At 61.2% G+C, this 12,785-nt stretch carries 11 protein-coding genes; 7 read left to right on the top strand and 4 right to left on the bottom strand.

From position 1 onward, the window contains the following. The first annotated feature begins 104 nt into the window (after window positions 1-104). Window positions 105-947: an ABC transporter permease gene (locus ACN0VH_RS13130; protein ID WP_417700838.1), complete on the top strand. Its 843-nt coding sequence runs from the start codon at window positions 105-107 to the stop codon at window positions 945-947. Here the strand turns inward: ACN0VH_RS13130 and ACN0VH_RS13125 are convergent. After that, window positions 937-1,860 carry a DMT family transporter gene (locus ACN0VH_RS13125; RefSeq protein ID WP_417700837.1) on the bottom strand — a complete coding sequence of 308 codons (924 nt, stop codon included), beginning with the start codon at window positions 1,858-1,860 and terminating at the stop codon, window positions 937-939. The two genes, ACN0VH_RS13130 and ACN0VH_RS13125, sit on opposite strands and share 11 nt — an antisense overlap. A gap of 385 nt (window positions 1,861-2,245) precedes the next feature. Between ACN0VH_RS13125 and ACN0VH_RS13120 the strand changes: the two genes are divergently transcribed. The 3 genes from ACN0VH_RS13120 (at window position 2,246) to ACN0VH_RS13110 (ending at window position 5,105) form a co-directional block, all read left to right on the top strand. Further along, a complete protein-coding gene (locus tag ACN0VH_RS13120; RefSeq protein WP_278922993.1) occupies window positions 2,246-3,421 on the top strand; it encodes an aspartate aminotransferase family protein in 1,176 nt (391 codons plus the stop codon). 69 nt (window positions 3,422-3,490) lie between these two features. Further along, window positions 3,491-4,417: an ornithine carbamoyltransferase gene (gene argF, locus ACN0VH_RS13115; RefSeq protein ID WP_278922992.1), complete on the top strand. Its 927-nt coding sequence runs from the start codon at window positions 3,491-3,493 to the stop codon at window positions 4,415-4,417. A 94-nt stretch (window positions 4,418-4,511) separates the two neighbouring features. Continuing rightward, complete coding sequence (locus ACN0VH_RS13110; RefSeq protein ID WP_417700836.1) at window positions 4,512-5,105, top strand: isochorismatase family protein; 594 nt, start codon at window positions 4,512-4,514, stop codon at window positions 5,103-5,105. Window positions 5,106-5,208: 103 nt separating this feature from the next. Here the strand turns inward: ACN0VH_RS13110 and ACN0VH_RS13105 are convergent, their stop codons facing one another. Further along, window positions 5,209-6,693 carry an inorganic phosphate transporter gene (locus ACN0VH_RS13105; protein WP_278922990.1) on the bottom strand — a complete coding sequence of 495 codons (1,485 nt, stop codon included), beginning with the start codon at window positions 6,691-6,693 and terminating at the stop codon, window positions 5,209-5,211. Window positions 6,694-6,786: 93 nt separating this feature from the next. Further along, window positions 6,787-7,245 carry an NUDIX hydrolase gene (locus ACN0VH_RS13100; RefSeq protein ID WP_278922989.1) on the bottom strand — a complete coding sequence of 153 codons (459 nt, stop codon included), beginning with the start codon at window positions 7,243-7,245 and terminating at the stop codon, window positions 6,787-6,789. 314 nt (window positions 7,246-7,559) lie between these two features. On the opposite strand from ACN0VH_RS13100, the gene ACN0VH_RS13095 reads away from it, so the two are divergent. Then, window positions 7,560-8,309 (top strand): SDR family NAD(P)-dependent oxidoreductase, encoded by a 750-nt coding sequence (locus tag ACN0VH_RS13095; protein WP_417700835.1) that lies wholly within the window; start codon window positions 7,560-7,562, stop codon window positions 8,307-8,309. A 184-nt stretch (window positions 8,310-8,493) separates the two neighbouring features. On the opposite strand, the gene hrpB is transcribed toward ACN0VH_RS13095, so the two are convergent. Further along, window positions 8,494-10,968, bottom strand: coding sequence for an ATP-dependent helicase HrpB (gene hrpB, locus ACN0VH_RS13090; RefSeq protein WP_417700924.1), 2,475 nt, complete (start codon window positions 10,966-10,968; stop codon window positions 8,494-8,496). A 188-nt stretch (window positions 10,969-11,156) separates the two neighbouring features. On the opposite strand from hrpB, the gene meaB reads away from it, so the two are divergent. Together meaB and rpmB are read left to right on the top strand one after the other, a co-directional pair. Continuing rightward, on the top strand, window positions 11,157-12,137 hold the full coding sequence (gene meaB / locus ACN0VH_RS13085; protein WP_278922988.1) for a methylmalonyl Co-A mutase-associated GTPase MeaB: 981 nt from the start codon (window positions 11,157-11,159) through the stop codon (window positions 12,135-12,137). Window positions 12,138-12,420: 283 nt separating this feature from the next. Then, window positions 12,421-12,711, top strand: coding sequence for a 50S ribosomal protein L28 (rpmB, locus tag ACN0VH_RS13080; protein ID WP_232405101.1), 291 nt, complete (start codon window positions 12,421-12,423; stop codon window positions 12,709-12,711). The last annotated feature ends 74 nt before the right edge of the window (window positions 12,712-12,785 follow it).

Genomic DNA, 12,785 nt, shown 5'->3' with positions numbered 1-12,785 from the left:
CATATTCTGGTCCTATCTTAATCACTGGTGAGCGAGTTACAAGAGACCTTGCACCTCAGAACCCAGCGGCTATGCAGGGAAAACACAACAAATGTGGGGAAATCATGCGTGACCATTCGTCAGACCAGCCGTCAAAGCCGCTGAACGGCTATCAAATCTCCCTCGGAGAGCGCAGGTTTGGCCGGATCAACTGGCTGGGGTTACAGACGCTGGCAGGGCGCGAAGTGACTCGGTTTCTGGTGGTCTGGACCCAAACACTTCTGGCACCACTGATGACGGCGGCCCTGTTCCTGATGATTTTCAACCTGGCCATCGGTCCTAGACGCGGTGATGTGATGGGGGTGCCGTTCCTGCATTTTCTTGCGCCAGGCATCATGATGATGACAGTGATCCAGAACGCCTTTGCCAATACGTCCTCTTCGATTGTGATTTCAAAGGTGCAGGGCAATATTGTCGATACCCTGATGCCGCCGCTTTCGGGGCTAGAGATCCTGCTGGGCTATCTGGCGGGCGCGGTGGTGCGGGGCACATTGGTGGCCTGTGGCATCGGGTTGGGGCTGGCGCTGGTCTTGCAGATGATCCCGGCGCATCCGCTGGTGGCCCTGGTCTTTATCGTGCAGGGGGCTTTGTTTCTTGGTGGCCTGGGTATCGTCGCCGGTGTTTTTGCGGATAAGTTCGACCAGATGGCGGCGATTACCAATTTCATCGTCACGCCCTTGGCCTTTTTGTCGGGGACCTTTTATTCGGTGCAGGCGCTGCCGCCGGTTTTGCGGACGCTGTCGCAGTTCAACCCGGTGTTCTACCTGATCGACGGGCTGCGCTTTGGCATGATTGGTACATCGGACAGCCCGCCGTTTGTGGGGATGATGATCTGCTCTGGTGCCAGCTTTGGTATCTGCCTACTGGCCTGGGTCATGCTGCGCAGCGGTTATCGCCTCAAGGCCTAAAGGCTGGGGCTTGGGGGGTACCCTCTGGCAGGCGCGGCTTTTGCCGCCCCTCACGCCAGGCCAGCACCGCCGCCCCAGTCAGGATTGCACCCGCCCCGGCAAGGGTCACGGCATCCGGAATGACGCCAAAGCCGAGATAGTCATAGAGGCTGGCAAAGATCAGCGTCGCATAGCTGAACGGTGCGGCAAACGATGCATCTGCCCGCGCCATACCATTGATGAAACAGGCCTGGGCACAGGCCATCAGGGTGCCAAGCGCCGCCAAAGCGCCCCATTGCATTGGGGTTGGCGCTTGCCAAACCGGAAGCACTGCCACGGTGGCGATCACCATTCCCAGCGCATTGTTGAACCATAGCACCTGCAGTGGGCGTTCGCGCCCGGCGAGCTTTTTGATAAAGATCAGCTCTAATCCGATCACCGCGGCGGCGCTCAGCGCCAGCAGGGCAGTGGGCTGAAAACTGTCCCCGCTGGGCCGCAGCAGGATCATTGCCCCGAGCAGGGCCAGCCCAGCCGCGCCCCAGCGCCAGCGGCCCACCCGCTCCCCCAGCAGTGGGATCGCCAGCAGCATGGCAAAGACCGGGTTCAAAAAGGCAATTGCGGTGGCGTCTGCCAGCGGGATATGCGCGACAGCAGCAAACATCAGCGTAATCCCCAGCCAGCCACAGCTGGTGCGCCCCAGATGCAGCCGCCACTGCGGCCCCTGCAAGCGAAAGCGCAGCAGCACGACGGCGCTGGAAATCACCATAAAGGCAAAGAGAAACCGCCCATGGCTGATCTGCAGCGGGTGCAGCGGCGTGCCAAGCGTATCGGTCCCCAGGGCTTTGGCCAACAATGTGGTCGCCGCAATAAAGACCGAGGCCATGGTGATCAACGCGGCAGCCAGGGGCGGGTTTTGTGGTGTGGTATGCATCATGATCCGCAGCTTTACCGCTTTCGCGGCATTTGCAAGACTTGCTGCTGCAAAACCCGCCCCGGCTGTTTCGCCTTATCGCAGTAGGGGATAACGGCAGGCGCAGGGGCGGCGGAACTGCGGCAATAGGGTGGTTGCCAAATTGTCCGTCTGTGGTGGCAAAAGGGCTTTCATTTTGTCAAATCCTCCGATATGGAGCTGACTTATGATCAAAGCCACGCATATCCCTTTGTTGCGACGTCGACGCCGACTGGCGTAATTCGACCACTTTGACCTATGGCCTGGCCGCTTTTGCGGTGCATTGGCACAAAACCATTCTCTCTTTCTTGACCCCTTGGCCCAGCTCATGCACTGCTTTGGCCGCAACCTGTGAAAAAGGATGATCCCGATGATCCCGTCCGTACTGCCCACCTACAATCGCGCTCCGTTGGAGTTTGTCAAAGGCGAAGGTTCCTGGCTGTTTGAGGCGGATGGACGCCGATTCCTGGATCTCGGCTCTGGGATTGCGGTGAACGCGCTGGGCCATGCGCATCCAAAGCTGGTTGATGTGCTGACCACCCAGGCGCAGAACCTCTGGCATGTTTCCAACCTCTACCGGATCCCGCAGCAGGAAAAGTTGGCCGATCTGCTGGTGGAGCACACATTTGCCGATACGGTGTTCTTCACCAATTCCGGCACCGAGGCCTGTGAATTGGCCGTCAAGATGGCGCGCAAGTATTTCTATGACAAAGACCAGCCAGAGCGGGTGGAGATCATTACCTTTGACGGGTCGTTCCACGGTCGTTCTTCTGCGGGTATTGCAGCGGCAGGCACGGAAAAGATGGTCAAGGGCTTTGGCCCGCTGCTGCCGGGCTTTGTGCATCTCACCTTTGGCGATATGGATGGCCTGACAAATGCCATCAGCGATCAAACCGCTGCGGTTCTGATCGAACCGATACAGGGCGAGGGCGGCATTCGCCCGCTGCCGGATGCCGAGCTGAAGGCGCTGCGCCAGATCTGCGATGCGGCAGGCATTCTGCTGATCCTGGACGAGGTGCAATGCGGTGTCGGGCGGAGCGGTAAATTCTTTGCCCATGAATGGGCCGGGGTCACGCCCGATATCATGATGGTGGCCAAGGGCATTGGCGGCGGCTTTCCCCTGGGCGCGGTGCTGGCCACGGAAGAGGCCGCGTCTGGCATGACTGCGGGCACCCATGGATCCACCTACGGCGGTAACCCCTTGGGCTGTGCCGTTGGCTGCGCGGTAGTCGAAGAGGTGATGGCGCCGGGCTTCCTTGCGGATGTGAACCGGCGCGCGGGCCTGTTTCAGCAAAAACTGGAAGGCCTGGTTGCCGCCCACCCGGATGTGTTCGAAGAGCTGCGCGGCGCCGGGCTGATGCTGGGGCTGAAATGCAAGGCTGCGAACATGGATGTCGTGCAGGCAGGCTACGACAATGAGGTGATCACCGTGCCGGCCGCCGATAATGTCATCCGTCTGTTGCCGCCACTCACCGTGAGCGACGACGAGATCAGTGAAGCCATTGCCCGTCTGGACAGGGCCGCCACCCAGGTGGCAAGCGCCTGAATTTCCAATCTTACCTTTCCCCGTTCGCAGGCAACCGCCTGTGGGGCTGATATGAAAAGCGAATACCCCATGAACCACTTTCTTGATATTCACAAAACCAGTGCCGCCGATCTACATGGCATTATCGACCAGGCCAAGGCGATGAAACAGGCGCGCCAGGGGCGCCCCAAGGGCATGCTGGACGACGAGCTGCCCCTGGCTGGCCAGATGGTGGCGCTGATCTTTGAAAAACCATCAACCCGGACGCGCATTTCCTTTGACGTGGGGGTGCGCCAGATGGGCGGCCAGAGCATGGTTCTGTCGGGCAAGGATATGCAGCTGGGCCATGGTGAAACCATTGCGGATACAGCGCGGGTGATGTCGCGTTATGTCGATCTGATCATGATCCGTACCTTTGACGAAACCGTGCTGACCGAAATGGCGGAATATGCCACGGTGCCGGTGATCAACGGGCTGACCGATCGCACCCATCCTTGCCAGATCATGGCCGATATCCAGACCTATGAAGAACACCGCGGCCCGATTAAGGGCAAGAAGGTGGTCTGGGCGGGAGACGGCAATAATGTCTGTGCGTCTTTCCTGCATGCGGCGGCGCAGTTTGGCTTTGACCTGACCTTCACCGGCCCGGCACAGCTGGATCCAGAGGAGGAATTTGTCGGCCTTGCGCGCAGGGCGGGCAGCAAGGTGGTGATTGAACGGGATGCGGTCAAGGCGGTAGCTGGCGCCGATCTGGTGGTGGCCGATACCTGGGTCAGCATGCACGACAGCCAGTCCTCAAAAGAGCGGCGGCACAACATGCTGCGCCCCTATCAGATCAATGACGCGCTGATGGCCCATGCAAAGGAGGATGCGCTTTTCATGCATTGCCTGCCCGCCCATCGCGAAGAAGAGGTGACCTCTTCGGTGATGGATGGCCCGCAGTCGGTCATCTTTGACGAGGCCGAAAACCGGCTGCACGCCCAAAAAGCCATCATGCGCTGGTGTCTGGGCCTCTGAACTGCCTGTGCCCCCGCCTGGGCGGGGCCTGCGGCTGGTAAACGCGGAAAATTTCTGCAACCCTCGCGCAGCACAACCTGCGCGGGGGATTATTTTGACACAAACAACAGATCAGGCCATGGGGTCAAATTGCGCGCTATTGGTGGTCGATATGCAGATGGAAATGGCAAATGCCACCGCTGCGGGACGTCCACGCGCCAACCCAGATGCCGAAGACAATGTCGCAAGCCTGCTCGCGGGCTTTCGTGGGGCTGGGTTACCGGTGCTACATGTGCTGCATGATGATCCGCGCCCCGAGAGTAAATTTCGCCGGGATCTGGCCTCTGGTCAGCCAATGCCCTGTGCGCAGCCGCTGCCCAGTGAAACGCTGTTCTGGAAAACCGGGTCTTCGGGGTTCGTTGGCACCGGGTTGGCTGCCACGCTAGAGGCCGAGGGGATTACCAATCTGGTTATCGTGGGCGGGGTGGCGGCGTTTTGCGTCAATTCCACGGCCCGTTCGGCGGCCAATCTTGGTTTTCAGATCGAGGTGGTCGAAGATGCGCTGATCGCCTTTGCGATGCCCGCGCGAAACGGCGGAGACATTGATGCGCATCTGGTGCTTGAGGTCACGCTTTCAGGTCTAGCGGCGGGTTTTGGCGCGGTGGTGCCCACGGCAGAGGTTTTGGCGCGGCTAAGCGTTGCTGCATGACCGCCCCCCCCCAAGGCGCTGCATGTAGCGCTAGTCGGGGAGGGGTGTTTTGGACCCGTCGGCAGGGCATTCGGTGACCCTGCCGGGGTGGCGGGGCAGCCTTCTAGTGGGTGACTGTTGCCAGCAGCAGGTAAATACAGCCGGAAAGCAGCGCGGCAGCCGGAACGGTTATCACCCAGGCGGCGGCAATGGTCATAAAGTGGCTGCGCCGGACCAACTTGCGGCGGCGGCGTTCTTCAGGGGCGATGCGTTTTTCTACCGGGCGGCCCACGGCGGATTGACGCGAGCGGCGCTCGTGATGCCATTCGCGGAAGAAGCCAACCCCAAAGACAGCCCCAACCGCAATATGGGTCGAGGAAACCGGCAGCCCCAGCCAGCTGGCGACAATCACCGTGATCGCAGCCGAGAGCGACACGCAGAAGGCGCGCATCGGGTTCAGCTTGGTGATCTGGCTGCCGACCATGCGGATCAGCTTGGGGCCAAACAGGAACAGACCAAAGGAAATCCCAAAGGCGCCAATAACCATGACCCAGGTGGGGATCGCCACCTTGGAGGCAAAGTCGCCAAACTCGGAGGCATGTACGATGGCGGCCAGCGGGCCAACCGCATTGGCCACATCATTGGCCCCATGGGCAAAGGACAGCAGCGCGGCGGAAATGACCAGCGGGATCCGGAACAAAACCTTCAGGGATTTGTTGCGGTTCTCCATGCCCTCGGACTGGCGCCGGATCAGCGGGGCGGTGATGACATAGGCCAGCGCCCCAATCATTGCACCGATCAACAAAGCCGTCTGCAGGTCAATCTTGACGATACGTTTCAGACCTTTAAGAGCCAGATAAGAGGCAAAGGCGCCAGCCATGATGCCGACCAGAACCGGCACCCAGCGCCGCGCGGCGGCAATTTTGTCGTCCTGATAGATGATCTTTGCTTTGATCAAGGCCAGGAACAGGGCGGCGACAAGACCGCCCAGAAGTGGTGAAATCACCCAGCTGGCCGCGATCTTGCCCATGGTTGCCCAGTTCACCGCGGCAAAGCCTGCTGCGGCAATACCTGCGCCCATGACGCCGCCAACAACCGAATGTGTGGTGGAGACTGGCGCCCCAATCCAGGTGGCAAGGTTGACCCAAAGCGCCGAAGAGACCAGCGCGGCCATCATGGCCCAGATGAAAATTTCCGAGGTGGCGACCACCTGCGGGTCGATGATGCCCTTGGAGATGGTGGAGACCACGTCGCCGCCCGCCAGAAGCGCGCCGGCGCTTTCGAATACGGCGGCGATGACGATGGCGCCGCCCATGGTGAGCGCATTGGCGCCCACTGCCGGCCCCATGTTGTTTGCCACGTCATTGGCGCCGATATTGATCGCCATATAGGCGCCAAAGACTGCAGCAGCCACCACGATCAGATTGGTCTGGCTACCCCCAAAGAGCATGGCAGCCCCAAGGCCGGCCAGAACCATGAACACCAGGGCGATACCGGGGGCGACCATGGGGCGGGCGACATATTGGGTTGCGGATTCAAGGTGCGAAAACCGGTGCAAGTCCCGGTCAAGCGTTTCGTGGTGATTGGCGTCGTTTGATGGGGTGCTCAAGATGATCGTCCCTTTGGCAGGCAGTTTGGGGACGCACTAAGTGAGCCCGCCGGATGGGGCAAGCTTAGCTGTCATAAAAATGTCGCGCGCGTGTTACAATTGACGCAGGATTTCCTGCAGCTCGGGTTCGCGTACCAGATTTGCAGCCTCTTGCGCAGAAAACCATTTGCGCTGCCGTTGGTGTGACTCGGGGTAGGTATCTGACAGCTCTACGTCGCCAACTGTATAGACATAGGTCTGAACCGGGATCGGCAGGCCTGTCTTCAACTCTTTTTCATAGCTGAAGGCACCAATGGGCGCGCCTTCGACACGGCCGTTTTGTACGCCAGCCTCTTCCCAGGCTTCCTGAAGGGCGGACTCACCGCCATCTTTGCCGTTGATTGGCCAGCCCTTGGGCAGGATCCAGCGTCCGGTGCCGCGACTGGTGATCATCAGGACTTCGGTTTCGCTGCTGGTTGTCCGGTGGCACAGGGCAGCAACCTGAACGCGCTTGGGGCGAAACAGAATAGGCTTGATCATTTCTTCCCAAGCCTGGGCGAAAATGTTGCTCATCTTGAACTGCCTTAATCGTGACTTTTTTTGGCAACTGTGCTGGTGAGTGAGATACATCACCGCCGCTGCGTTTTCCTTAACTGCCTTTAAATTAGGGCTTCGTGGATAAAGTACAACCCTTCAACAGGTTAAAGTACAGCCCATTTACATGTTGTGTGGCGCTGCCGCCGCAAAAAGGCAGTGCCGCTCTTGCCGATCTGGGGGGGCATGCCTGGGGGACAGGGCGGGGTCATGATGACTTTGCAAGGGCTGGGTTGACTCTGCAAAGGCTGGCGGGCTCAGTGACGGGACTAGGGTTTTGAATGGGCAAAATGATGAAAACAGCACTGATTACAGGCGCGGCGCGCGGAATTGGCCTGGCCACGGCGCGGGGGCTGCAAGAGGCAGGATGGCAGGTCGCGCTGATGGACTGGGACGGGCCAGAGCTGGCAAAGGCGGCGGCCCAGTTGCCAGAGGCGCTGGTGATTGAGGGCGATGTCTCCAAGCCACAGGATGTGGCGGGGGCGGTTGCCGAGGTCACGGCACAGTTTGGCCGTTTGGATGGTTTGGTCAATAACGCAGGCGTGGCAGATTTTGGCCCGATCCGCGAAACGACATTTGAACGCTGGCGCCGGGTGATGGAGACCAATCTGGACGGCCCCTTTCTGATTACGCAGGCCTTTACCGATTTGCTCGCGGCTGATGGTGGTGGGGCGGTGGTCAATATCACCTCAATCTCTGGTCTGCGGGCCAGCACACTGCGGGTCGCCTATGGCACGTCAAAGGCGGCGCTGGCGCAGTTGACTCTGCAGCAGGCGGTGGAACTGGGAGAATTGGGTATTCGCGTCAATGGCGTTGCGCCGGGGCCGGTGGCGACAAAGCTCGCCATGGCGGTCCACAGCCCCGAGATCATTGCGGCCTACCACGATGCGCTGCCGCTGAATCGCTATGGCTCAGAAGATGAAATTGCCGCGGCTATCAATTTTCTGCTGTCTGACAAGGCTAGTTTCATCACCGGCCAGATCCTGGCTGCCGATGGGGGCTTTGAGGCGACCGGGATTGGTTTGCCAGCCTTGCGATCCTGACAGAGCGGTGAATTGCTTCATATGTTGCACGCTGGTCTTTTGATGCGAGGCTCTGCCTCGCGCTCCGGGATATTTGAGGCCAAATGAAGAGGCAGCAGTTTTCATTTGGCCAGAAATATCCTGGGGGTGAGCGTCTTGGACGCGAGGGGGCAAAGCCCCCTCATTTGGCAGAGTTGTCCTGGTATCATCGGCGCTTTTTTGCCCGCAGGGTTGGGTCTTCGCGGGTGGGATCCTCGGGCCAGGGGTGGCGCGGGTATTGTGCGCGCATGTCCTTGCGCACATCGGCGTAGGAGCCAGTCCAGAACCCCGGCAGATCGCGGGTGATCTGGATCGGGCGCTGGGCCGGAGACAGGAGCGTGATCTTGAGGGGCACACCGCCGACGCTGGGATGTCGGGTGACGCCAAACAGTTCCTGCAGGCGGACCGAAATTTCCGGTGCCTCGGCGCCATAGGTGATCGGGATCTTGCGGCCCAGCGGCGTGGTGAAACTGCCCGGTGCCTCGCGGTCCAACAGTTGGGTCTGTTCCCAGTTGAGCGCGGCGCGCAGAGCGGGCAGCAGGTCGAATTGTTTCCAGGCAGCGGCTGTTTTTACCCCGCCCAGCATTGGTAGCAGCCAGCTTTCCAGGTTTTCCATCAGGCCGGGCATGGAAAAATCGGGCAGGTCATGGCCATCGGCGCGCAGCAATTCAACCCGTGCGGCCAGCCGTGCGGCGGCGCCGTCCAGCCGCAGGCCCAGATCCCCCACGCCCTCTAGCATGGCCGTGGCCACCTGGTCTGCCGGGGCGTCTTTCCAGAGTCGGTCATCCAGGGCAATGGCGCCAAAGCGTTCCTGCTGGCGGGTGATCACCCGGCGATCGCGTTTGGACCAGTGGCAATTGTCCTGCCATTCGATCTGATCGGCAAAGAGCGCGCGGATTTCCCCGAGCGTTATCTGGCAGGCCATGCGCACGCGGGCTTCACGCGGGTTGCCATCGGTATCCAGTGCCACGATGAAGGGCGCGGCAGCAAGCGGGTCGCCGGGATCAAGCACAACGCCCTTGCCGCCCGAGAGCACATAGCGCGGCTGATCCCCCTTGCGGCGCTGCCCGACGCGATCGGGATAAGCCAGGGCAGCCATCGCCGCCGACGAGAGATGGACCCGGTCTTTTGGAGCCGAATCTCCATGTTTTTGCAAGCGTCGCGTTTCGCTGCGAATGCGCTCAACCACTGGATGGAAGAGCTGATAGGAGCGGTTGCGCTGAAAGCCCTTGGGGTTTTTCAACGCTTCAAGGCGCAACGCCAGATCGGTTGGGGCACCACGCAGCGGGTCGCGCTCTGCCAAAAGCGCTGCCAGCTCGGCGGCTTTGGGACCGGCGCGCAACAGCATATGGCCCAGACGGGGATGGAGCGGCAGTTTGGCCAGTGCCTTGCCGTGATGGGTCATCCTGGTCTGCTGATCCAAGGCCCCCAGCATCTGCAACAGCCTGCGGGCCTCTGCCATGGAGCCGCTGGGCGGCGGGGTGAGAAAGGCAAGATCGTCAGGCGCAGCGCCCCAAAGAGCCAGTTCCAGCGCCAGCCCGGTCAGATCCGCCGAGGCGATTTCCGGCGGTGGGAAGGCCGCCAGCGCGCCTTCCTCGCCCTTGGTCCACAATCGATAGGCGGTGCCGGGGGCCACCCGGCCAGCCCGGCCCTGCCGCTGGGTGGCCTCGGCGCGGGTGACCTTTTCGGTGATCAGCCGCGACATGCCAGAGCCAGGATCAAACCGGGCCCGCCGCGCCTGGCCCATATCGACGACAACGCGGATGTCCTGAATGGTCAGCGAGGTTTCGGCGATTGAGGTCGCCAATACAATCTTGCGCCCGGATGTCGCGGGGCGGATGGCCGCCTGTTGTTCCGCAAAGGGCAGCGATCCAAACAGTGGCTGGATCAGACAATCGCCGGGCAGGCGGCCTTCCAGGTTTTTGGCGGCGCGGCGGATTTCGCCCTCGCCGGGCAGGAAGACCAGGATGCCGCCGCCCATCTGGGCGCCCCGGGCGGTATCGCGGCTATCGGCTTCAGCCCGCACCACCAGATCGCACAGCGCATCCAGGCGTCGCACCTGCGGGGCCAGCGGGCGATCAAGCCAGCGGGTTTCAACCGCAAAGCTGCGCCCCTCGGAGGTGACAAGTGGTGCCTGCATCAGCTCGGCCACCGGGGCGGCATCAAGGGTGGCAGACATGGCCAGCAGGATCAGATCGTCGCGTAGGGCGCCTGCTACCTCTAGACAGAAGGCGAGGCCAAGATCAGCATTGAGGGAGCGTTCGTGAAATTCATCAAAGATCACCGCGCCGACGCCGGGTAGGTCGGGGTCCGATTGCAGCATCCGGGTGAGGATGCCCTCGGTGACCACTTCGATACGAGTGGCTGTGCTGATCTTGGCCGCGCCGCGAATACGGTAGCCGACGGTTTGACCAACCGGCTCTTCCAGGGTTTCGGCCATGCGTTCGGCAGCGGCACGGGCGGCCAAACGGCGGGGTTCCAGCATCAGGATCCGCTGATCCGTCAAGCCCGCTGCGCGTATGGCCAGCGGCACCTTCGTTGTCTTCCCGGCCCCAGGCGGCGCCTGAAGCACGGCGCGGCGGTGCTGTTTCAGGGCGTCGATCAGCGCTGGCAGCGCGTCATCAATGGGAAGGCGAGGGATTGAAGGCTGTGTCATGCCCTGCTTATCGCCAAAGCGCCTGCCGGGGTCCAGAGCCGAGCTGTTGTGCAGACCCAGCAGGGGCCGACCTGTACCTGGCCTGCGCCAGCTTGGCTCTGGACAAGGGGTTCGCGGCTGCGTCAAGAAGGGCGGAGAAATTTCAAGACCTGACGAATAACGGGAGACCGGGCATGCAGATCGCCGCGTTGAGTGAGAAAATCCTTGAGGGAGATCGCCGGGCGCTGGCGCGGGCCATCACGCTGGTTGAAAGCGGGCGCGAAGATCACCGCGCCGCCGCAACAGAGCTGCTGGAGCGGTTGGCGAAATCCGGGCGACAGGCGCTGCGCATCGGCCTGTCGGGCACGCCAGGGGTGGGGAAATCCACTTTTATCGAAAGTTTTGGCATGATGCTGGTGGCGCAGGGGTTGCGGGTGGCGGTGCTGGCGGTGGATCCCAGTTCCGCCCGGACCGGCGGATCCATCCTGGGCGATAAAACCCGGATGGAACACCTGAGCCGCGAAAAAGCCGCCTTCATCCGGCCATCGCCCAGCCAGACCAACCTGGGTGGCGTCGCGCGGCGCACCCGCGAGGCGGTGGCCCTATGCGAGGCGGCTGGCTTTGATGTGGTGCTGGTAGAAACCGTGGGGGTGGGGCAATCGGAAACGGTTGTGGCGCAGATGTCGGATCTGTTCTTGCTGCTGCTGGCACCGGCCGGCGGGGATGAGCTGCAGGGCGTCAAGCGGGGCATCATGGAAATGGCCGATATCATTCTGGTGAACAAGGCCGATGGCGATTTGAAATCGGCAGCCATGCGTACCTGCGCTGATTATTCTGGTGCCCTGCGCCTGCTGCGCAAACGGCCACAGGATCCAACAGGTTTTCCCAAGGCGCAGACGGTTTCCGCCCTGCAAGAGGCTGGGTTGGAAAGCGCCTGGCAAGAGATGCAGGCCTTGGTGACCTGGCGGCGAGAGCAGGGCCACTGGGACCGAACGCGGGCCGAGCAGGCGCGCTATTGGTTTGGCGAGGATGTGCGCCAGGCGCTGTTGGCACGGTTGCAAACCCCCTGGGCGCGCGAACGCATGGCAGAGCTGTCGGATCAGGTGGCCGCAGGGGGCATGTCGCCCACCGTGGCAGCGCAGGATCTGCTCAAGGGGCTGGGGGTCTCGGCCTAGCGGTTTCGCGCGGCGAGGGCAGGTTGATACGAAAGGCAAAGAAGACTCGTCAAGGGGGATAAAAGCCCCTATAGCGCTGTTGAAAATCACGGGTTGGGGTGGGTTTTGCCATTTCATCGGAGGGTTGCCACAAAACGCCGTCATATGGCTTGACCCCTGCGGCGATTCCTCCTAAACGCATCCAACCAGTTTTCGGGCGTCGCCAATGGCTGCGCCCTTTGAGATATGGTAGATGATTCGAGGACTGCCCTCGGATACTGCCCCAGATACGAAGGATGAACCTATGTCGCGCCGTTGCGAACTGACCGGAAAAGGCCCGATGACTGGCAACAATGTCAGCCATGCTAAAAACAGAACTCGTCGCCGGTTTCTGCCCAACCTGAACGATGTCACCCTGCAGTCCGAGACGCTGGGTCGCGGCATCAAGCTGAAGATCTCTGCTGCAGCTCTGCGCACCGTTGATCACCGCGGTGGCCTGGACGCCTTCCTGGCGAAAGCCAAGGATGAAGAACTGTCCAACAGCGCGCTGAAAGTGAAAAAAGAAATCGCCAAGGCGCAGTCCGTAGAGGCCTGATCTCTGGCGCGTCTGGTCCCGTACCAGCGCATGTGATTTAAAACGTCGTGTATCTTTGCGGATACGCGACGTTT

Source organism: Pseudophaeobacter sp., from assembly GCF_048267565.1.
Taxonomy (GTDB): domain Bacteria; phylum Pseudomonadota; class Alphaproteobacteria; order Rhodobacterales; family Rhodobacteraceae; genus Pseudophaeobacter; species Pseudophaeobacter profundi.
This window is presented reverse-complemented; position numbering and strand designations above follow the sequence as displayed.

Bases quoted from the DNA above. Each gene is read 5' to 3' on its own strand.
- ACN0VH_RS13130 (WP_417700838.1), top strand. From the start codon at position 105: ATGCGTGACCATTCGTCAGACCAGCCGTCAAAGCCGCTGAACGGCTAT.
- ACN0VH_RS13125 (WP_417700837.1), bottom strand. From the start codon at position 1,860: ATGATGCATACCACACCACAAAACCCGCCCCTGGCTGCCGCGTTGATC.
- ACN0VH_RS13120 (WP_278922993.1), top strand. From the start codon at position 2,246: ATGATCCCGTCCGTACTGCCCACCTACAATCGCGCTCCGTTGGAGTTT.
- argF (WP_278922992.1), top strand. From the start codon at position 3,491: ATGAACCACTTTCTTGATATTCACAAAACCAGTGCCGCCGATCTACAT.
- ACN0VH_RS13100 (WP_278922989.1), bottom strand. From the start codon at position 7,245: ATGAGCAACATTTTCGCCCAGGCTTGGGAAGAAATGATCAAGCCTATT.
- ACN0VH_RS13095 (WP_417700835.1), top strand. From the start codon at position 7,560: ATGAAAACAGCACTGATTACAGGCGCGGCGCGCGGAATTGGCCTGGCC.
- meaB (WP_278922988.1), top strand. From the start codon at position 11,157: ATGCAGATCGCCGCGTTGAGTGAGAAAATCCTTGAGGGAGATCGCCGG.
- rpmB (WP_232405101.1), top strand. From the start codon at position 12,421: ATGTCGCGCCGTTGCGAACTGACCGGAAAAGGCCCGATGACTGGCAAC.